This window comes from Brevibacillus sp. FW306-2-1A-C05A (assembly GCF_058781555.1).
On the sequence record NZ_JBYSWV010000001.1, the window covers coordinates 64,915 to 85,087 of the forward strand.

The 20,173-nt window shown below is 54.4% G+C and carries 21 protein-coding genes and 1 pseudogene; 12 read left to right on the plus strand and 10 right to left on the minus strand.

Going from position 1 to position 20,173, the window contains the following annotated elements; translation table 11 throughout:
* The first annotated feature begins 85 nt into the window (after positions 1-85).
* From AC3WJN_RS00365 to AC3WJN_RS00375, 3 genes are all read left to right on the plus strand, one after another.
* A complete protein-coding gene (locus tag AC3WJN_RS00365) occupies positions 86-556 on the plus strand; it encodes a MarR family winged helix-turn-helix transcriptional regulator (RefSeq protein ID WP_005835655.1) in 471 nt (156 codons plus the stop codon).
* A 51-nt stretch (positions 557-607) separates the two neighbouring features.
* Positions 608-1,837 carry a multidrug effflux MFS transporter gene (locus AC3WJN_RS00370; protein ID WP_025846021.1) on the plus strand — a complete coding sequence of 410 codons (1,230 nt, stop codon included), beginning with the start codon at positions 608-610 and terminating at the stop codon, positions 1,835-1,837.
* Between the two features lie 158 nt (positions 1,838-1,995).
* The gene (locus AC3WJN_RS00375) at positions 1,996-2,421 is read left to right on the plus strand and encodes a VOC family protein (RefSeq protein ID WP_005835652.1); all 426 of its coding nucleotides are present in this window, start codon (positions 1,996-1,998) and stop codon (positions 2,419-2,421) included.
* A gap of 134 nt (positions 2,422-2,555) precedes the next feature.
* On the opposite strand, the gene AC3WJN_RS00380 is transcribed toward AC3WJN_RS00375, so the two are convergent.
* Positions 2,556-2,912, minus strand: coding sequence for a GIY-YIG nuclease family protein (locus AC3WJN_RS00380; RefSeq protein WP_005835651.1), 357 nt, complete (start codon positions 2,910-2,912; stop codon positions 2,556-2,558).
* A gap of 271 nt (positions 2,913-3,183) precedes the next feature.
* Here AC3WJN_RS00380 and AC3WJN_RS00385 point away from each other — a divergent pair, with 271 nt between their 5' ends.
* From AC3WJN_RS00385 to AC3WJN_RS00415, 7 genes and pseudogenes are all read left to right on the plus strand, one after another.
* The gene (locus tag AC3WJN_RS00385) at positions 3,184-3,663 is read left to right on the plus strand and encodes a DUF6530 family protein (protein ID WP_005835649.1); all 480 of its coding nucleotides are present in this window, start codon (positions 3,184-3,186) and stop codon (positions 3,661-3,663) included.
* A 2-nt stretch (positions 3,664-3,665) separates the two neighbouring features.
* Positions 3,666-3,962, plus strand: a pseudogene (locus AC3WJN_RS00390) (MFS transporter); the annotation flags it as partial.
* Positions 3,958-4,188, plus strand: a complete 231-nt coding sequence (locus tag AC3WJN_RS00395; RefSeq protein WP_007786926.1) for a hypothetical protein — start codon at positions 3,958-3,960, stop codon at positions 4,186-4,188. The pseudogene AC3WJN_RS00390 and the gene AC3WJN_RS00395, both read left to right, overlap by 5 nt.
* 87 nt (positions 4,189-4,275) lie before the next feature.
* Positions 4,276-4,494, plus strand: a complete 219-nt coding sequence (locus AC3WJN_RS00400) for a hypothetical protein (protein WP_373926230.1) — start codon at positions 4,276-4,278, stop codon at positions 4,492-4,494.
* Positions 4,482-4,724 (plus strand): hypothetical protein, encoded by a 243-nt coding sequence (locus AC3WJN_RS00405; RefSeq protein WP_492329205.1) that lies wholly within the window; start codon positions 4,482-4,484, stop codon positions 4,722-4,724. Before AC3WJN_RS00400 ends, AC3WJN_RS00405 begins: the two co-directional genes overlap by 13 nt.
* A 69-nt stretch (positions 4,725-4,793) precedes the next feature.
* Positions 4,794-5,105 carry a hypothetical protein gene (locus tag AC3WJN_RS00410; protein ID WP_260507619.1) on the plus strand — a complete coding sequence of 104 codons (312 nt, stop codon included), beginning with the start codon at positions 4,794-4,796 and terminating at the stop codon, positions 5,103-5,105.
* Positions 5,105-5,833, plus strand: a complete 729-nt coding sequence (locus tag AC3WJN_RS00415; RefSeq protein ID WP_492329206.1) for a vWA domain-containing protein — start codon at positions 5,105-5,107, stop codon at positions 5,831-5,833. Before AC3WJN_RS00410 ends, AC3WJN_RS00415 begins: the two co-directional genes overlap by 1 nt.
* Positions 5,834-5,970: 137 nt before the next feature.
* Here AC3WJN_RS00415 and hfq read toward each other — a convergent pair whose 3' ends face one another.
* From hfq to miaB, 9 genes are all read right to left on the minus strand, one after another.
* Positions 5,971-6,210: an RNA chaperone Hfq gene (gene hfq / locus AC3WJN_RS00420; RefSeq protein ID WP_005835647.1), complete on the minus strand. Its 240-nt coding sequence runs from the start codon at positions 6,208-6,210 to the stop codon at positions 5,971-5,973.
* A gap of 29 nt (positions 6,211-6,239) precedes the next feature.
* Complete coding sequence (miaA, locus tag AC3WJN_RS00425; RefSeq protein ID WP_025846031.1) at positions 6,240-7,199, minus strand: tRNA (adenosine(37)-N6)-dimethylallyltransferase MiaA; 960 nt, start codon at positions 7,197-7,199, stop codon at positions 6,240-6,242.
* Positions 7,196-7,981 carry a class I SAM-dependent methyltransferase gene (locus AC3WJN_RS00430; protein WP_448792427.1) on the minus strand — a complete coding sequence of 262 codons (786 nt, stop codon included), beginning with the start codon at positions 7,979-7,981 and terminating at the stop codon, positions 7,196-7,198. The genes miaA and AC3WJN_RS00430 overlap by 4 nt, the downstream gene beginning before the upstream one ends.
* A gap of 369 nt (positions 7,982-8,350) precedes the next feature.
* Positions 8,351-10,711, minus strand: coding sequence for a DNA mismatch repair endonuclease MutL (mutL, locus tag AC3WJN_RS00435; RefSeq protein ID WP_290426168.1), 2,361 nt, complete (start codon positions 10,709-10,711; stop codon positions 8,351-8,353).
* A 25-nt stretch (positions 10,712-10,736) separates the two neighbouring features.
* The gene (mutS, locus tag AC3WJN_RS00440; protein WP_492329207.1) at positions 10,737-13,310 is read right to left on the minus strand and encodes a DNA mismatch repair protein MutS; all 2,574 of its coding nucleotides are present in this window, start codon (positions 13,308-13,310) and stop codon (positions 10,737-10,739) included.
* Between the two features lie 85 nt (positions 13,311-13,395).
* Positions 13,396-14,664, minus strand: coding sequence for a putative amidoligase domain-containing protein (locus AC3WJN_RS00445; protein WP_007786911.1), 1,269 nt, complete (start codon positions 14,662-14,664; stop codon positions 13,396-13,398).
* A 127-nt stretch (positions 14,665-14,791) separates the two neighbouring features.
* Positions 14,792-15,352: an outer spore coat protein CotE gene (cotE, locus tag AC3WJN_RS00450; RefSeq protein WP_005835636.1), complete on the minus strand. Its 561-nt coding sequence runs from the start codon at positions 15,350-15,352 to the stop codon at positions 14,792-14,794.
* A 137-nt stretch (positions 15,353-15,489) separates the two neighbouring features.
* Entirely contained in the window at positions 15,490-15,933 is a 444-nt protein-coding gene (locus AC3WJN_RS00455) for a YlbF/YmcA family competence regulator (RefSeq protein WP_005835634.1), read from the minus strand.
* A 3-nt stretch (positions 15,934-15,936) separates the two neighbouring features.
* A complete protein-coding gene (gene miaB / locus AC3WJN_RS00460; RefSeq protein ID WP_005835632.1) occupies positions 15,937-17,448 on the minus strand; it encodes a tRNA (N6-isopentenyl adenosine(37)-C2)-methylthiotransferase MiaB in 1,512 nt (503 codons plus the stop codon).
* Positions 17,449-17,911: 463 nt separating this feature from the next.
* Between miaB and AC3WJN_RS00465 the strand changes: the two genes are divergently transcribed.
* On the plus strand, positions 17,912-19,144 hold the full coding sequence (locus AC3WJN_RS00465; RefSeq protein ID WP_005835629.1) for an S-layer homology domain-containing protein: 1,233 nt from the start codon (positions 17,912-17,914) through the stop codon (positions 19,142-19,144).
* Between the two features lie 164 nt (positions 19,145-19,308).
* Complete coding sequence (locus AC3WJN_RS00470; protein WP_005835627.1) at positions 19,309-20,151, plus strand: lipoate--protein ligase family protein; 843 nt, start codon at positions 19,309-19,311, stop codon at positions 20,149-20,151.
* Positions 20,152-20,173 lie beyond the last annotated feature (22 nt).

Consider the following 20,173-nt stretch of genomic DNA (forward strand, 5'->3'; position numbering starts at 1 on the left):
TGTATAATAGATCAGTATTGACTGTGGATTGAGAATCATTTACATTAATTTTTAGTTAGCCAGCTAACAAAACGGGGGTACTTTGGTGGAATTTGATTATTCTACTGCTTTGACACATGCGATGGGCCATGTGATGAAGCTTCATAAGAAAAACGTTGAATATCTCATTCAAAACTACGACGTCTACCCAGGGCAGCCGATTCTCCTGATGCGTCTCGCCAAAACAGACGGCTTGATGCAAAAGGAGCTGGCCCGACGTATCCAGGTAAAACCCGCAACGCTTACGGTCATGATTAATCGCATGGAAAAATGCGGGCTGGTTGAACGGCGCGCCGACGAGCGCGACCAGCGCATCTCCCGGGTTTTCCTCACCGACAAAGGGCGGCTGGCGACAAAAGCCGTCAAGGAAGCGCTGCGCATTCTCGAACTGAAATGCTTCGAGTGCTTTACAGACGAAGAAAAAATCGTCTTGCAAGGCATGTTGGAAAGAATGCACAACAACCTGCAAACCTTTTACCTGGAAAATACGGAGCCATCTGCTGAACCAAACGAGTAGCCAGGTGTTGTCGCTCTCCCCATTCCACAAGAGAAAGGTTTGAACATTGCTTTGAACCATGTAGCCAAAGAACTGGATTCCTCGTCACTTGCCGGCAGCAAGTCGCGCCGTCTGTGGATCGCGACCATTTTAGGCTCCCTCTCGGCATTCGGCCCGCTGTCGCTGGACATGTACTTGCCGGCTTTGCCGCTGCTCGCAGATGACCTGCATACGAGCACCTCACTGGCCCAGCTCAGCCTCACCGCTTGCCTGATCGGGCTTTCGGTCGGCCAGCTTTTTGCCGGACCGATCAGCGACGTGCGCGGGCGGAGAATGCCGCTTTTGATCGGACTGATTTTGTATGCCTTGTCTTCTTTTTTATGTGCGGTTGCGCCTTCGATTTACACGTTTGTCTTTCTTCGTTTTGTTCAGGGGCTGGCCGGCTCGGCGGGGATTGTCATCGCCCGCGCGACTGTTCGCGACCTGTATTCCGGGACCGAGCTGACCAAATTTTTTGCCCTGCTAATGCTCATCAACGGGATCGCGCCGATTGCCGCGCCGATTGTCGGCGGTCAACTGCTGGAATTTACTACCTGGCACGGCGTCTTTGTCGCGCTCGGGCTGATCGGTGCCATCATGCTGCTTGTCGTCGTGCTTGGCCTGCCTGAGACGTTGCCCGTCCATCGCCGCTCCAAAGCCGGGATTGGCAACACGCTGAAAACGTTTGGCGGACTGCTGAAAGACCGGGTATTCATGGGCTACGCCTTGTCGCAAGGCTTGGTCACAGCCGCGATGTTCGCCTACATTGCAGGCTCGCCGTTTGTCTTCCAGAAAATTTTTGGCGTCTCTCCGCAAGGCTTCAGCATGATTTTCGCCATGAACGGGCTCGGAATTATTATTGCCAGTCAAATTACCGGAAGGCTCGCAGGAAAAGTCAAAGAAACGAAACTGTTCGTCACCGGCATCTCGCTGGCCGTAGTCGGCGGTGTCGCCCTGCTCGCTATGATCTTGCTCCAGGCCGGGCTGGTCGCTGTCCTCGTTCCGCTGTTCTTCGTCGTATCGAGCGTCGGGATCGTCGGTGCGACAGGCTTTTCGCTGGCGATGCAAAACCAGAGCAAGGCCGCAGGCAGCGCTTCTGCCCTGCAAGGTCTGCTCTCCTTCATCAGCGGCGGAATCGTCGCGCCGTTGGTCGGGATTGGCGGAGAAGGCACAGCCGTTCCGATGGGGATCGTCATCGCGCTCGCTACACTCGGCGCCATCCTCTGCTACCTCCTGATGATTCGCAGGAAGACGGCGGCATAAAAAGCTTTTCCTGCCAGACGAGGACGCTTTGCCAGTCCTCGGTTTTTTAACCCCCTGTTTACGAACAAACGTTCTTTATGGTACAATCTGGATATGGAGAAGCCGCTGCTTTTGCTCCCTCCATAAACAAGCCCATATCCCAAGGAGATGATTCCTCAATGACTTTGCGTTTGATCCCTTATCTCGTCCTGAACGGAACAGCAAGTGAAGCAATCGCCTTTTACGAACAAGCACTGGGTGCCGAAGTGCTGTACAAGCAGACCTTTGGCGAAATGCCGGAAAACCCTGAGTACCCTTTGCCTGCGGAAGCGAAAAATCTCGTGGGACATGCCACCCTCAAAATTGGCGAGAGCCATCTGATGCTTTCCGATACGTTCCCAGGACAGCCTCACCAAGTAGGCGATCAGGTGACCATTTGCATTTCCATAGGGGACAAAGCTGATGCGGAGCGCATCTTCGCCACACTCCAAGAGGACGGGCAAGTACATATGCCTCTGCAAGAGACATTTTTCAGCCCTGCCTATGGCAGTGTGCGCGACAAGTTCGGTATCACCTTCCAGATTTTTACTGAAGACAAGCAATAACTGCTCCTTGGCTTGTAGATTGTAAAGGGCCAGACCAGAGGGCCAGTCGAAACGCGCGAAAACGTGTGTAGACTGGCCCTCGTTTATTTTGGCGAGCAAACTCGGTTAGCTACGGAGGCACCGCGCCCCTGCTGCTACTGCTTTTTCTTCTGGTGATATCCGCGTTCTCCGTACGGCTGAAGCTTGTCGAGCCATTTTTGCTCCATTTTCTCAAGCTCCTCCTTTTCGTCAAAGTATCCCTCTTCCTTCTTCTTCAAAACCTCCAGCACTTCGCAGACGAACGCCTCTTCTCCGTACTCGTCCCACTCGCTTTGAAGCTGTTTGTTCATATGGGAACCGAGTTTAAGCGTGAACAGCTTTCCGTTCATCGTTTTCAGATTGCGGGTGCTGCAAATCCACACTTTTTGATTTCGGGTGTTTTTAATTTGATACACCCCTGCCTCTGTCTTCGCTTCTTTAAACGCCTGTTTCAGTTCATCTTTCCGCTTCATGGTTTCTCCTCTCTTTTCGCGCCGCTACACCTGTAGCCTGTATTCGGCTTCCTGTGCGATTTTCGAAAATAAGCTTCGCCTGGCTTCCGTCTCGACAAAGGAGACGGTCCAGGAAACCGGGAAGAAAAAACAACAAACATTTTGCGGTTTGGTTTGTATAATAATAAACACAAAACAAAAATGTTTGTCAATCCTAACAAAAAACTGTTGCTTCGCGATGAAATCTCCGCTACACTTTGCAGTAATTTCGAAAAGGAAAGAGGGAAAGAAAATGAAACTACCAACTACTTCACAACACAAGCCTGTCGTCGTGTCAGAAAACTACGATCGGGTTGACGGCCATTCTGCCAGAAATACGGATGTCAAAGCGCTTTCGCTTGGCTTGGCTGCGAAAAACGACACCGGCAAAGCCGCCATCGCTGCCAAAGCATGGAAATCCACAGGCGAAGCCTGGTCGACGGAATCGGAGGAACTCCCGCTCCATCGCATTCTCGATCTGTCGCTGCTCGTTTGCCGCACGTTGAACCATTTTCGCGAGGCATACAGATACGAGCATTTTTACGACCCGCAAAAGCCCGTTATCGACAGGATTGCTCTGCAAGGCGATGCGTTGAACGTGGCGATCTGCACGGACAATGACACGCTTCATGACGATATCAAGCAATTCAGCCGCGTGTTGAGCGAAGACGATGAACTGATAGGCGAACGTCTGCACGCATTAGCGAGACTATTAAAAGATATGGGGTATTGACATTGTTCAGGAATCCTGATGTACGAACGATTATCCTTTCCCGCGTGCTGTTGCAGTTGGGCATCTGGGTCCGGAATTTTGCCGTTCTGCTGTTCGTAAGCGAATGGACGAACAACAATCCTGTTTACGTATCGCTGATCTCGGTCGAAGAGTTCGCTCCGATCTTTTTGTTTGGGCTGATTGGCGGAACTTTTGCCGATCGCTGGCAGCCAAAGCGGACGATGGTCTGGAGCGATCTACTGTCTGCCCTGTCCGTGGGTGCGGTGCTGCTCGTGCTGATGAACGACGGGTGGATTGCTCGTCCGCAACACGGAAGGCGCCTTGATCGGCCGCGTATCGGGCACGATCACGCCTGTTTTCATGGGGATGATGGTCATCGGTATGTCCGTGTCCGGCTATCTCAAAGAGATGTTCTCCCTTGGCGCGGTCTATGCCGCAAGCGGAGGATTCATTTTCGTCGGTGCGGCTCTGCTGCTCCCCCTCGTCGTGGAGAAGAAGCGCAGGGGCGAGAATCGCACCACATAACTACGATTCGGAGGAAAAGAAAATGACGGAAAAACAGTCTCTATCATTTGTCACCGGACAGACAGTTGACGGATAATGAAGCATTTGTTGAAGCTTGCGGCGGAAAAAACCGTGGGGGAAAATGTCGAGTACCGCTTTTACCCTTCCGAAATCGTCAGGGCCTATCAAAAGGGATATTTATTGGAAATTCAGGAACCGAACGTTATTCGTGACGCTGCGGTGTTAATGACGTTAAACTCTGCCCTGGAACTGGATGGCAGCCCGGTTTTCATGACGAGAAGATGCTGGCCGTATTGGCGGATGTGATTCTGCTTTTGGACAAAACCGCACGGGCTAACGCGATCAAAGGCGTGGCGGGAATGCGCTCCTTCTTCTACTGGGCAGATGCCATCGCCAGCGGAGCTTCCGCAAAACAATCGCTTTACCACAAGATCATTTACAAAATAACGACCGACTCGGAAGAAATTCGGCTTCTGGAAGAAGCACTTATCCAGCAAGGATTATCCGCCACCTGGAAGCAGTCTCTCTGGAGCTAAAAAAAACGAGAATCTCCGGATGCTATCGAAATCAAGACTTCGGGAGAAATAGACGACACGGCTTTTGACATGGACAACGGCTTGGCTGAAAAAGGAATCGCCCTGAAAAAATCAGCCGACAGCGACGACAACGGCTCTTCCTATATGGCAGATGATTTTGCCCATACAAAAACCTCCACTTCGGGAGCTCCCCGCTATCATCAGGCCAATCCAGCGCCTTTGCAGGAGGATGAAAAACAAAAGGAACGCGACTTCCGTAAAAAGCTGAATCAAGCGGCAAGAGAAGTCATTGCTGATTCCATCCATAAAAAAGTAAAGCTGATTGTGCACCGTCCGGACTACGATCAGGAGGACCAACAGGAATACGTCCGTAAGAACTGATGCCGATCGTGCAACAGCTTGCCAGAAAAACATTGCCCTACCTGGAGCATGAGCTGGCTTCCGACTTTTCGCGGAATCGTTACTATGGCAGCAAGTTTCAGGCAGACAGCGTCGCTTACAGGGATTACAAATATTTTGCCAAAAAGCGCCCGCCCGCTGAATCCCCTTCGCTGGTAGTGGGCCTACGGGTAGACGAATCCGCCTCCATGTCTGCCTTCGGGCGATTGGAAGCAGCCAAGCGGGCCGTCATCGCGGTGTATGAATTTTGCCAGCTCTGCCAGATTTCTGTTTTGATCTTTGGCGATACCACGGATGTTTCCCGCTTGGAGCAAATGTCCATCTTCGCCTATGTAGACCTGGACAAACCGGACGCGAGCGACCGTTTCCGACTGATGCAAATTCGCGCCAGAAGCAATAATCGCGATGGAATGGCTCTGCGAATTATGGCGGAACGGCTGGCCGCTTGCCGACAGCAGACCAAGCTGCTCATCAGCATCAGCGACGGGCAGCCGAAAGCGATGGACGACTATACCGGAAGCTATGCCGTTGCCGACATGAAGCAAACGATCCAGGAATACGAACGGAAAGGAATTGCCTTTCTTGCCGCCGCAATCGGCCAGGACAAGGAGGTGATTAGCGGCATCTACGGCAAGGAACGTTTTTTGGATATGACCAACCTTCACGAGTTCCCTGCCAAGCTTGTGCGGATGATCGCCCGCTATCTGTAGCTTTTCATAAACAGGTTTGCCGCAAAGGCTTTCCGTGCAGACGCTGAAAGCCTTTTGTGGCGCCTTTTCCTTTTGGTTTCTAAAAGAAAAAACCAGGACTTCAAGAGTCCTGGCTGGTGGGCAGAGCGTTTTGCGATTTATTGCTGGTTGTTTTCCGAAGACATGAGCGATACAGGGCGTTGCGGAGTGAAAGTGGAGATCGCATGCTTGTATACTAATTGTTGCTTGCCTTCGCTATCAATCACAATCGTGAAATTATCGAACGCTTTAATATACCCGCGCAATTGAAATCCGTTCACAAGGTAAATGGTAACCGCGATGTTTTCTTTCCGCAAATGATTCAAGAACGTATCTTGAATGTTGATCGTCTGTTTCATGTACACTACCCCCTAAAAGGACTTGTATGTTATATATTCGGCAATTGTTGAAACTTTCCTGCCAATATCTGCTTGATAGTTTCCACGGACTTCGCTTGACCAGCCGGATCGGTCATGTCAAACCACTGCACTTCCGGGATGCGGCGGAACCAGGACAACTGCCGTTTGGCAAAATGCCGCGTCCGCTGCTGGATGTCGTTGATCGCCTTTTCCAGCGTAATTTCGCCGTACAGGTAAGGGATCAACTCCTTGTACCCCAGCCCTTGCATCGACACCATGGAAGCGTCGTAGCCTTTGTCCAAAAGCCCGCGCACTTCCTCGACCAGCCCCGCTTCGATCATCAGTTCGACGCGGCGATTGATCCGTTCGTACAGCACGGCCCGCTCCATCGTGAGTCCGATCATGACGAGATCGTACGGAGAGTGCTGCGCCCGCAGTTGAAAGTCCGACATTTTGTAGCCCGTGCTTTCGTATATTTCCAAGGCGCGAATTACCCGTTTTACATCGTTCGGGTGCAAGCGCTGTGCTGTAATCGGGTCAACGTCAGCGAGCCTTGCGTGCAGCGCTTCCACGCCTTCCGCATCTGCCAGACGCTGCAGCCGTTCGCGCAGCTCCGGATCTTGGGCGGCTTGCGAAAATTGAAACCGATGGGTAACCGATTCTATGTAGAGACCCGTACCGCCTACGATAAAAGGAAGGCGTTCCCGTTGGTTAATCTCCGTAATCAGCCGGGTGGCGCTTTCTTGGAACAAGGCGACAGAATATTCTTCGTCCGGATTTTTGATATCAATGAGATGATGCGGCACCAGCGCCAGCTCGGCAGGCTCTGCCTTGGCCGTCCCGATGTCCATGCCGCGGTAGACTTGCATGGAATCCCCGGAAATGATCTCGCCGTTGAACTGCTGGGCCAAATCCAGACTCAGTTGGGTCTTGCCGACTGCTGTCGGGCCGATGATGACGACTAGCTTTTCTCTCTGCTGCAAGGTCACTCCCCTCCACCTGTCTCTTTGTAGCTGTACACGACCTGTTGGCCGCGGGAGCGAAATGGAACGAAGCCAAAACGCTCGTAGACTTTGCCTGTTTTTCCTTCCTTCATAACCACGCGTCTTCTCGCTACGCGGAGCGCTTCTGAAATGGCCTGCTCCGTCAGTGGTTGCGGGTTGGCAAACTCGCGCACTCCTGCGATTCCTTGCGAGCTGTGAACCGTCATTTCAAACATGGGATCGAAGTAAACGACGTCGAAAGAGCGGCTCGGCAATCCCTGCAAGACTTCCAGATGGTTTTCGCACCGCACTTCAATACGACGCATGGCTCTCTCCAGTTGTTCCGAGTCAGACGCCCAGTGCTTGAGTCCATCTTCGACCATGATAGCAAGCACTCGTTCAGATTCGATGCCGACCACTTTCCCCTCTGCTCCTGTCGCATGGGAAAACACAATCGCATCCGCCCCTAGTCCGAGCGTGGCATCCAACACTTCATCCCCTGGTTGAATTTGGCAAGCAACAAGCATAGTATCAGTATCGCCGCGCATCAGCCGCTTTATACGAAAAGCCGCAGTGTTCGGGTGAAAAAAGAACGGCTTTTTCCCCGGCACCTCCAGGCGCGCTCCTTGCGCAGAGACGACCAATACTTCGTCGTCGCCATGCCGTTTTCGTAGCTGGCTGAGGGAAAAGTCACCGCGTCTCACTACAGGTACGCCAAACGCATCGGCCAATGCCAGCGCATGGCGCAAGGTGTCCTCAGCAGGCTCAAGTCCCGTCGTTACGATCACGTATCCGCTTTCCTTTCCGTGTGTCTGCGTCCTGTTGGACGGAAACTCTTTTATTGTAAGCAGGATTAATTTGGCGGTCAAATAGAATCTGTACCAAACTTTTGTCCGATCACCTGCTATCATATCACGTTTTGTTCCGCCAGTTACGTGCTTGTGAATTTTTTTACAAGGAGAAAACAAAGCGGTCTGCCGACAAGCCATAACAAAACCTTTATCGCGGCCATCTCAAGGATGAGCGAACGCGTTTTAGCGGAAGGTTATTCTTGCTGAATCGGGTTGTTTGTTCTTGCCGTTTATGCTTTCCGATTCAGTCAGAAAGACCCCCTAGAGCATCTAAGGGGGGTGTTTGCTTCGCGTCTGTGCGCTTGCCTACATGACGCGCTTGAACATTTTCTCCAGATCGTAGCCGCTGAAGTGAATGACGATCGGTCTGCCGTGCGGGCATGTAAAAGGACTGCTCGTCTCGCGCAGTTGGTTCAGCAGGCTTTCCATCTCTGCGTGCGTCAAATAGCGGTTGGCTTTGATCGAAGCTTTGCACGACATCATGATCGCGGCTTTTTCCCGCATCTGGACGACACTAGACTGTCCGTGCTCGCCTGCTTCCAGCACAAACTGGATCAGCTCCTCGATGACTTCCAGCTCGGCTCCTTCCGGGAACCAGTGCGGGTGCGCGCGCACGATAAACGTTCGCCCGCCGAAAGCTTCGACCTCCAGGCCAAACGACTGCAACAGCGGCAACCGTTTTTCCAGCCGCGCTGCCTCTGCTGCCGTCACCTCGACGGTATGCGGGAACAGCATCATTTGGCTCGCGACGCCTTCCTCGGCCAGCTTGGCCATGAAGTATTCATAAAAAATCCGCTCCTGCGCCGCGTGCTGATCGACCAAATACATCCCCGTATCGTTTTGCGCCACAATGTACGTTCCGTGCACCTGTCCGACCGGGTACATGACGGGAACAGCCGACGTAGTAGTTTCTTCGTTGGCTGGTGCTGCTGGAGTTGCCGCCTGGCCTTGCTGTTCGCTTGGCTCGTCAAGCCGGGTGACGTCAGCTTGGGCCCATGCTGCGCCCGTCGGCGGTTCCGCTGTCCCTGCCTGTGCGTTTATCGGCTGCGCGACTGGCTCCGTTTCCTCGGCTCGGTTGAGCGGCTGGAAGCGCTGAGACTGGAGCTGCGGCTGTTGCTGAACCGCTTCGGGCTGTGCGTGGGTTTCGGCTGCAGCTAGAGTCTGGGCATTCGTCCCAGTCCCAGCTTGAGCCTGGGCTTGGTCTAGGGCTTGGGCATAGTCTTGCTCGCGATATTGACCATGTTCGTTCCCTTCGCCGACACCCGCAGACGCGCTCCCCGTCGCTGCCGCAGCTTGTGTCCCCGTATGCCCTGCTGCCTCCCCGCCCCCAACACCAGTTTGCAAAGCTTGCTCTGGACGCGGATAGGGCGAAGCGGCCTCGTGTACCGTTTTCTTTTCCGTCTCCTGGAAAGACAGGCCGGCAGGAGAGAGAGAGTTTGCAGGACTTGCCGCGTTGGCCAGGTGTGCAGGGCTTGCCGCGTCTGCCATGCCCGCTGGCTGCCCCGCCTGCGCCTTGTTGCTCTCCTGCTTCGCCATCCATTCCTGCAACCTCGGACTAGCCTCCAACAGCGAGCTTTTCTCAATGGCTGGCTTCGTAAATGTCAGGTCAAACTGCGGCTGCACGACTTGCGTGGAGATTTTCGCTTTTGGCTGGGTCGCCATCGGCCGTACGATCCCCAAGCCTTGGCGCAACGTCGTTTTCACCGACTGCTCGATCGCGCTGCACAGTTCGTCTTCCTTGCTGAAGCGCGCCTCCAGCTTGGCGGGATGCACGTTGACGTCCACCAGCGTCGGGTCCATTTCAATTTGCAGCGCGACGATCGGAAAGCGTCCAATCGGCAGCAGCGTGTGGTAGCCGCGCATGATCGCGTTGTTGAGCGAGTAGCTGCGAACGTAGCGGCCGTTCACCAGCGTCGATAAATAGGAACGGTTCGCCCGCGTCACCTCTGTCTTGGACAAAAAGCCGTCCCAGCGAAAATCGAGCGTCTCTCCCGAAATCGGCAGGAGCAGTTTGGCTACCTGCACGCCGTAGATGGCCGCCATGACGTGCAGCAGCTTGCCGTCGCCCGTCGTTTGCAAAAGCGTCTTGCCGTTGTGGGTCAACGTAAAAGAAATGCCGGGATGCGTCAGCGCCAGTCGGTTGACGTAGTCGGAAATGTGGCCGACCTCTGTGGCGATCGACTTCATGTACTTCAACCGGGCAGGTGTATTGAAAAACAGGCTGCGGACGCAAATCTCCGTCCCCTGCACCGCCGCCGCATCCGCCACCTCTCTGACCTCGCCGCCTTCCACCAGCAGCCGGGTGCCGATCTCGCGGCTCGAACGGTTGCTGGTCAGCTCCATCCGCGAGACAGCCGCGATACTCGGCAGCGCCTCGCCGCGAAAGCCGAGCGTGCGAATCCGGAACAAGTCCCGCGGGGTGCTGATTTTGCTCGTCGCATGCCGTTCCAAAGCGAGCAGGCAATCGTCCCGATCCATCCCGTGTCCGTTGTCGACGATGCGGATCAGCTCCAGGCCGCCTTCCTCCACATGAATCTCAATCGAGGTGGCGCTAGCGTCAATCGCGTTTTCCACCAGCTCCTTCACAACAGAAGCCGGACGCTCCACCACTTCGCCTGCCGCAATCATATTGGCGAGCTGCTCATCGAGCACTCGAATGTTTCCCATGAGCTCCTCCCCTCTGCCTATCGTCCTATCGTTTTTTCAGTTGCTGCTTCCATGCATACAGCTTCATCATTGCGTCCATCGGGGTCGTCGCGTTCAAATCCAGCTCGCGCAAATCGCGCAAAATCTCCTCTTCCTCCGGCGACAACAGCGATACGGGCTCCTCGCGCACGGCGGCAACCGGGGCCGACCATAGCGTTTCCAGCGACATTTGCATGTCGGCTGTCGCTTGGCTGCCCGCCTCCAAGCCCGCCAAAATGCTGCGGGCGCGCTCAATGACCCAGACAGGCATTTCCGCCAATTCCGCCACGTGGATGCCGTAGCTTTTATCTGCCCGGCCTTCCTCAATCTTGTGCAGGAACAAGAGCTTGCCGTCCCGCTCCTCGCAGCGGGCGTTCACATTGACGACGCCCTTCATCGTGTCAGCCAGCCCCGTCAGCTCGTGATAGTGCGTGGAAAACAGCGTCTTGGCTTTGATTCGCTGGCAAATATACTCGATGACCGCCTGCGCCAGTGCCATCCCGTCGTACGTGGACGTCCCGCGCCCGATCTCGTCGAGCAAGATCAAACTTTTGGCAGTCGCCTTTTGCAGCGCGTGCCTTGTTTCCAGCATTTCCACCATGAACGTACTGTGTCCGCCAACGAGGTCGTCGGCAGCGCCAATTCGCGTAAAAATCTGGTCCACAATCGACAGCTTCGCTTCTTTTGCAGGCACGAAGCAGCCGATTTGCGCCATGACGGTAATCAGTGCGATCTGGCGCATGTAGGTGCTTTTCCCCGCCATGTTCGGTCCAGTGATGAGCAGAACCTGGCGACTGTCCTGGTTCATCCGCACGTCATTGGCTACGTACTTCTCCCGCTCCAGCACGGCTTCCACGACAGGGTGGCGTCCGTCGACGATGACGTATTCGCCGTCGTCTGCGAGCTGTGGACGCACGAAGCCGCGCTCGTCACTGACCGTAGCAAACGCCTGGAGCACGTCTACAGAAGCGATTCGCTCGGCAAGGCTTTGCAAGCGCGGAATATGTCCGGCGATCTCGCTGCGCACAGCCGTGAACAACTGGTACTCCAGCTCGATCATCTTTTCTTCCGCTTCGAGGATGAGCGCCTCGCGTTCCTTCAGTTCGGGCGTGATGTAGCGCTCGGCATTGGCGAGCGTCTGCTTGCGCTCGTAGCGTCCCGCAGGCACGTTGGCGATGTTCGACTTCGACACTTCGATATAGTAGCCAAACACTTTGTTGAAACCGACTTTCAGCGAACGGATGCCTGTCGCTTCCCGCTCGCTCTGCTCGAGCTGGGCAATCCACGTCTTCCCGTCGCGGCTTGCGGAATGCAGCTTGTCCAAATACTCATCGTAGCCGGTGCGAATCATCCCGCCTTCGCGCACGGAGATCGGCGGATCGTCGACGAGCGCCGCCTGCAAAAAGCTGACCAGGTCCGCGCATTCATCCATGCCCTGGGCCAACTCCTGCAACACCGGGGCATTCGTCTGGCTCAAGTGCCGTTTCAGCTCCGGCACTGCTTCCAGCGACAAACGCAACTGGATCAGGTCGCGGGCATTGGCGTTTCCGTACGAGATGCGGCCAGCCAGCCGCTCCAGGTCGTACACGTTGTCCAGGCAAGTCCGCAGATCGGAGCGCAGCAGCAAATCGCTCTTGAGCGCTTCGACGGCATCCAGGCGGGCATCCAGCTCTGCACGTCCGAGCAGCGGCCGCTCGATCCATCTGCGCAACAGCCGTCCGCCCATGGCGGTTTGCGTCCGATCCAACAACCACAGCAAGGAGCCTTTTTTCGCCTTGTCGCGGATCGTCTCCGTCAGTTCCAGGTTTCGTCTGGAAAAGCCGTCCATTTGCAAATATTGCTTGCTGTCGTAACGTTTCAACAGCCGCATATGCGCGAGACTGCGCTTTTGCGTCGTCCCGATGTAGTAGAGCAGCGCATTGACGGCTGCGCGCATAGCGACGTCCAGCTCTTTTCCCGCTTCCGGGTACTGGCTGTCCACCGCAAACGCATCCAGTTGCTGGCTTTCCACGACCGTTGACGGCAAAGACGTTTTCGGCAAGGAATCAAAGCCGAAGAACACCAGTTCTTTTGGACGGTATTGCAATGCCTCATCGAGCGCGGCCTCCGTCTGCCCGAGCAGGGAGGTGGCGTACATTTCCCCTGTACTCATGTCGCAGGCTGCGATCCCTATGCGGCCGTCGAGGGCTGCCAATGCCGCCATGTAGTTGTTTTCCTTGTCCGTGAGCCATTTGCCCTCCATCATCGTGCCGGGCGTAATGACGCGGGTCACTTCGCGGCGAACGACCCCTTTTGCTTCTTTCGGGTCCTCCACCTGCTCGCACACCGCTACTTTGTGTCCTTTTTTCAACAGCTCGGCGATGTAGCCATCTGCCGAATGGTGCGGGACGCCGCACATCGGGATGCGTTCATCCCCGCCACCGTCGCGTCCTGTGAGCGTAATCTCCAGCTCGCGGGACGCGAGGATAGCATCGTCAAAAAACAGTTCGTAAAAGTCGCCTAAGCGGAAAAATAAGAAAGTATCCGGGTACTCTTTTTTGATAGCCAGATACTGCTGAATCATCGGGGTATATTGCGCCATTTTTTTCTTCTCCTAGCCTTCCAATCTCGACGCTATTATACCATGATCGCGCCACGATGTTGATGTTCGATTCCAGTTGAAAAATTCAATGCAAGTTCCACGCGCTCTTCAGATCCAAGTCAGAGAGCCACACGTCCCCGCGCAACAGGCAGGAAAAATACGCCTCCAGATGAACCCGCGAAAGCGAATAGCCCGGCAGTTCCCGCAACTCGTTGCGCACCTGTCTGACGTACGGTTCCAGCGTTTCCTTGTCCCCGCGGTAGTACGCCTTGACCAGCGGCAACTGCAAATGCGGTGTCGCTTTCAGTTGGGCGTGGCTCGTGATGACCAGTCTGGCTAAATGCAATATTCCCCGCGCCACGACCGGATGCACGAGCCAACTGGGCAATGTCCGATACTCGAAACCGTACGCCTTTTCCCGCACGTCGCCCAAAAAGCCGTAGCGTTGCCGTCGCAACACGCAGCCGACGTCCTCGATCAGCACGAGCGGCAACGCGAGATAGGCGTCCAGCTTCCGCCTCAAGGAAAAAGTAGGCGACACTCCGCTAAAGTGAATGTGCCCGCCAATCGGATAGCCAGGAAACGGCATCCCGCCCGCCAGCCACTCGATCTCTTTGTTGGCGATTTTTTTCATGGCGAAAATCAATGCTTCATAAATATGAAGAAACAGCTCATCGGGGTCTTCCGACGGGGCAGGGCGAAGCTCGGCTACCGGATGCTGATGCAGCGCCAGGTCTTCCCGGTAGCGTGTCGTATCGCAGCCGACCGTCCCGTTAATTTTCAAAAAATCAGAGGCGAGCGCCATTTCCCCCGTTGCCCTGCGCAGCGAAAACTCCGGGTCGGCGCCCAGTTTGTTCAGCTCCTGCGGCTGCTTGCGCATGCGCTCCTGCCACCAGTCGCGCGCACGCTGCATGTAGCGATCCGCCTTCTCTGCCGGCCAATCCGGCGCCACGGAAACCACCTTCGCCCGGTGAGCAGATGCCGCTATGATCGTGACTTGCCCCGCTTCCGCTCCGACAGCATACAAGCTGCGGACAGCCAGCGCTTTGACCATCTGCACCTCCGGATCGGTGGACGGAAACGGAATCGGCTCGTAGTCAGGCTCCTCCAGACGATGCAACAGCCATTGCGGATGCTCCATGCTCCGCACCACGTCCAGCACCAGGTCCTGATAGAGACAAAGCTTGTAGGTTCGCCATCCGGGAGGCGCTGTTCGTCCCGTAGCCACAGGCAGCCCGCTCAGCTTCAGCAACCAGCGTCCGACCTCGGGGCGGTGCAAAAAAGCGACCGCTTCTTTGGCGTTGGCTGTCATTGGCTGCGATGCGGCGCTCTCCTGCAACCCTTCTCGTATCATGCTCTCCACACTCCCATGCTGTATTCTTCGATATCTTATGTTTGCGCCCAGGGAAGAGTGAGAGCGTAGACGCTTGCCGGTTTTTCGCCGCGAAAAAAAGAAAAAAGAGGAGATGAGTCTCTCCTCTTTAGTCAAGCTCGTCGAGCATGGTGGCTGAATCAAAGTCGTCAAATTCGTCGCTGTTTTCTTCATAGTCACCAATCATGTGGAAGTCTTTGTCATCGCAGTTGTTGCAGACGACTACGCAGACTTTGGTTTCTCCGATGATTTCTACGGCAAATTCGCTTTCAACCCTGACTGTGATGGTGCCTCCAGCACTCAACTCGGCTTTTACGCACTTCGGCTGTTCCACGGCGCGAGCGACAATTTCCAGATCGCCTCTGCAGTTTTTGTCGAAGAACGTAAGCGGAACGAGTACGGAGAACTTGACAGTTTCCCGCTTGACTTCGGTTTGCGTGTTATTTGCAAACGAGAACCACAGGTTGACGTCATACGTACCAGATACTTCAACCGCGTCTCCGACTTTCTCTGCCTGGAAGTTCGTGTTTATAATCCAGCATCCGAGGATCGTCGAAGGAGTTTGCGACGGTATGATGGTGTGGGTGGTAGTAGAGAATTTATGGCCTTTACCGCAGACAGCTTTCGCGATGAGTTCCCGGCACTGTAGATCTTTGTCTGTACCCGACATTTCGTTACCTCCTCCATACAACGTTTCTGTACATTTGTATGCAGGGCATTCGGCTAGGGTGCAAACACCCACCTGAAATTGGGTATCTTGTTTGGAAAACTCCATCGCGTCAGCGTCTTTCGCGTCTGCCGCCTGCCTTACGAGCAGCAGCCGCCGCTATGTTTCTTTTCCGGCCCGCCGCCGGTTTCGCCTGTCAGCGGATTTCCGCCTGTATCCAAAATAATACGCTCGGATACGGTGTTCGTGATGACATTCGTCACCATTTGCAAAAGATCGTTCACATCCACCTGGGATTGCTTGAACTCCGTTACGATCGGAATCGAGTCCAGCTCCTCGTGCAGCTTGTTGTACTCTTCTTCGACTTTTTTCACCAGTTCCGGCTTATTGATGGATTCAAACATGACCATCTGCTTTTGCTTTTGCTTCAATTTATCAATCAAGTCTTGGACGCGCTCATTGTGCTTGATTTGCAGTTCCGCGCGTTTGAAAAAATCGACTTCATTGGTGCGCGAAATCATCGCAGCCAGCTCGCGCGCTTTGTCCAGAATCTCTTTTTGTGTGTACAAGTTTGTTTGTTCCATATTCTACACCTCGACTTTGGTAACGAGTTCGCCGTGAAGCGTCCACGTTTTGGCATCTGTAATTTTGACGTGGACATACTCGCCGATCAACGACTTGTCTGCGGTAAAGTGAACGAGCTTGTTCGTCCGCGTGCGTCCTGCGAGTACATCCGGGTTGTTTTTCGATTCGCCCTCGATCAGCACTTCCAGCACCTGATCTTGCAGCTTTTTGTTTTGCTCCAGACCGATGCGGGCCAGCACTTCATTCAAGCGGTAGAGGCGCGCTTTTTTCACTTCCATCGGCACGTTGTCTTCCATGACGGCGGCCGGCGTCCCTTCCCGTGGGGAATAAATGAAAGTATACGCCGAGTCGTACCGGACCTCTTCGACCAAGGAAATCGTCTCTTCAAACTGCTCGTCGGTTTCGCCCGGGAAGCCGACAATAATATCTGTAGAAAGAGAGACATTCGGAATCGCGGCCTTGATCTTGCGCACCAGCTCCAGATAGTGCTCCCGCGTGTATTTGCGGGCCATCCGCTTCAAAATTTCCGTGGAGCCGGACTGAACGGGCAAATGGATTTGCTCCACCAGGTTGCCGCCTTTTGCCAGCACCTCAATCAGATGATCGTCGAAGTCGCGCGGATGGCTCGTCGTAAAGCGAATGCGCGGAATGTCGATTTTGCGGATCTCGTCCAACAGATCGCCAAAGCCGTACTCGATGTCGTCAAAGTCTTTTCCGTACGCGTTGACGTTTTGACCGAGCAGCATGATTTCCTTGAAGCCTTGGCGGGCGAGATCGCGCACCTCGGCGATGACGTCTTCCGGACGGCGGCTCCGCTCTTTGCCGCGCGTATAGGGCACGATGCAATACGTACAGAACTTGTCGCAGCCGTACATGATGTTGACCCATGCCTTGGTGTTGCCTTCGCGCAGCTTCGGCATGTTCTCGACGATGTCGCCTTCCTTGGACCAGACCTCGATCACCATTTCCTTGCTGAACATCGCATCGCGCATCAACTGCGGCAGGCGGTGAATGTTGTGCGTACCAAAAATCAGGTCCACCTGCTGGTAGCTTTTCAAAATTTTGTTGACGACCTTCTCCTCCTGCGACATACAGCCGCAGACGCCAAGAATCAGGTTCGGGTTGTTGTTTTTCAGCCGCTTCATGTGGCCGAGTTCGCCAAACACTTTGTCCTCCGCATTTTCACGGATCGCACAAGTGTTGAACAAAATGACATCGGCCGCTTCTACCTCGTCTGTCGAGGTGTAGCCCATCTGCTGCAAAATGCCTGCGATCGTCTCGGAGTCGTGCTCATTCATCTGGCAGCCGTACGTGCGGACGTGATAACGCTTACCTTTTCCGATCTCGCGCATGTCTTCCGGAATCGCGAAATCGTAGTGCACCTGCACTTCTTCTTTTCCCCGCTTTTTCGCATCCTTCAAGGATGGCGGCTGAAAGTATTTCGCATAGTCCGCCGTTGTTTTCGGAGACTTGGCGGATTTTAAGTCCGGAGTCGCCACTTTCGATTCCGTCATCATGTATCACCTCAGCTAGTAATTTCGTTTAATGAGTCACCAATAAACAATTATAGCATTTTGGAGGATACAAAAGCTAATGCATAATGAGGCAAAAAATGTACGAAACGGCCATGACTGCACGATTTTCTCGCGGCTGCCAGACCGGGACGGATCGGCTTTCGCCATGCCCTGCACGAAAAGCTGACCACCGTGTCGAAGCCGGGATAGCGGGATAGCGAAACGGCTGCCTGTCGGACCGCGAAAAATCGTCGCGGCTGTCAGCATGCCCTCGTCCCTTTTGCCTGCGCTCTCCCCGCCTTTTTCCCCATTTACGCGCGACTGGCTCCCTTACGTTTTTGCAGACAACCTCCGTCTTTTTTCCTATTTTGCCCTTTTCGCCTTGTCCTGTGCAACATTCCAAACCCAGACGTCGTCGTAAGAAGCAGCTACCAAAACCACGAGTCATATTGAGGAGGTCAGCATGAAACGAGCATTCGCCTTATTTTTATCGGTGTTGATGTTCCTGACTGCCATCCCTTTTGTCAGTGCCGCTTCGACTCCGTCGTTCTCAGACGTTCCGCGTAGCCATTGGGCCTACAAGGAAATTACAGAAATGGCTGAAAAAGGGATCATCAAAGGATACGACAACCGCACATTCCGTCCGAACAACCAGGTGACCCGCGCAGAGTTTGCCAAAATCATGATTGCGGCAGCCGATGTGGACATCCAGAAAAGCTCTGTCACCCAGACGTTCAAAGATGTTCCGCGCTCCCACTGGGCATTTTATTACGTCGAATACGCCAAGCCGTACCTGACTGGCTACAAATCCGGCTCGACCTACACGTACAAACCGGATCAGCCTGCAGTCCGCGAAGATATTGCGGTCGCACTCGTTCGCCTGCTTGGCTACGACAAAAAACACAAAGCCGATCTCGATCAGCTCAAAAAGTTCCGCGACCAAGGCGAAATTTCGCCAGCTCTGCGTCCGTACATCGCCATCGCGCTGCAAACGGACCTGATGAAAGGCTACAACAACTATTTCCGTCCGCAGGACCCGATCACCCGTGCGGAAGCTGCTTCCTTGCTGTACCGCGCCATTCTGGAGCGCAAAGATGACGAGACAAAAGTCGTCTTCCCGAATCCGGAACCGCCAAAGCCTGAGCCAATCAGCATCAGCGACGCTTTTTCCGCCGCTGACCTGAAAAACTGGGATACGAAAAAGGCTACAGGTAGCTGGGGCGTCCTTAACAAGCAAGTAACGGCTGTCTCCATTGACGATGATGTCGATCATTACTTCCTGCCGCTCATCTGGAACGAGTCGGCCAAACCGGAAAATTACGAGTTGAGCGTCGATGTCAACGTCTCCGGTACAGACGGCCTCGCAGGTCTGTACTTCAACGGCAAAGACGGCAAAGCCAATGTCGTCTTCGTGCAAAAAGACCGCGTCGTTCTCGGCAAAGTTACCGATGTTGAAAAAGACGACATCGAAATCATCGCATCCGGCTCCTACAAGCTGAAAGCGAGCAACAAACTGAAGGTAGCTGTCAAAGGCAACACCGTTTCGATCTACGTCAACGATCAATATTTGTTCGGCCAGCAACAGGTCAAGCAGGAAGGAACGAAGCTCGGCCTGTACATCCAGGAGGACGCAACCAAAGAAGCGCCTCGCAAAATGACCTATCTGGACAATTTCAGCCTGAAAGAAGTCAAATAATGTTCCTACACCCGGCGCGCACGAGCTTGCATGTCGGGTGTTTTTTTCTCCGCACTCGCCTGCAAGCTTTTCCCATCCAGAAAAAAGGCAGGCAAAAACCTAGAAATGTACGCAGTTCAGTTGTATAATGGTAGCTACTCTTGTCCTGTGAAGGAGCCTTTTTTATGTCATTTTCTGTCAATCAGCCTTTCCACTGGATGGATTCGGGCGTCTATCGGGGCCAACCGCTCGAACCTTTGGCTCGCGACGAAGCATTGGCAGCCGGTATGCAGGCCGAATCGGCCGTGCCGGTCATCCACCTGTGGGTGTACGATCAGGCCCTGTATTTGGGCCGCAGAGACGCGAGGCTGCCCCATTTGGAAGAGGCTTTGCGCCAGTTTGGCCAGGATGGCTTCGGATGTGTGCTGCGTTCGTCCGGCGGCGCCTGTGTCCCGCTGGATGCCGGTGTTCTCAATGTCGCCTGGCTTTTGCCAGACACGACGATTTCGATTGATTCGTTTTTTTCCTTTGTGGCCGAAATGCTGCGGGTCGGACTTCGCGATTATGGCGTGCTGGAGTTTGGAGAAGTTGTCGGCTCCTACTGTGCCGGAGAGTACGATTTTTCGCTGCACGGCAAAAAAATCGGCGGCATGGCGCAGCGTCGTACCCGCTACGGGTCCATTTTGCAGATTTGCATTAATATAGAGGAAAGGCCGCGCGGGGAGTGGATGGAGCGCTTTTACGCGATCGCCGGGCTTGACGAGATGGAAGCCCACAAGCCGATCCCGACCATCGTTGGCTCGACAGTCGGAAGCATTGCTGGGCTGACGGGACAGCCTACGACGGTCGACGACGTAAAGGCGCGGCTGTTCGCTGCGATTCGCTCCCAGTGGCCCGCACTCCCCGTTCCTTTTTCTGTACAGGATGAGTTGCTGGCGGAGTCAGAGCACCATCTGGCTAACCGTTTGCAGCTTTTCTCCTTTACCGCAAAAGAACTGGCTACACCGCAATGGCGTTTGCCCAAGTAAATGGTTCCATCTGTTTGACAGG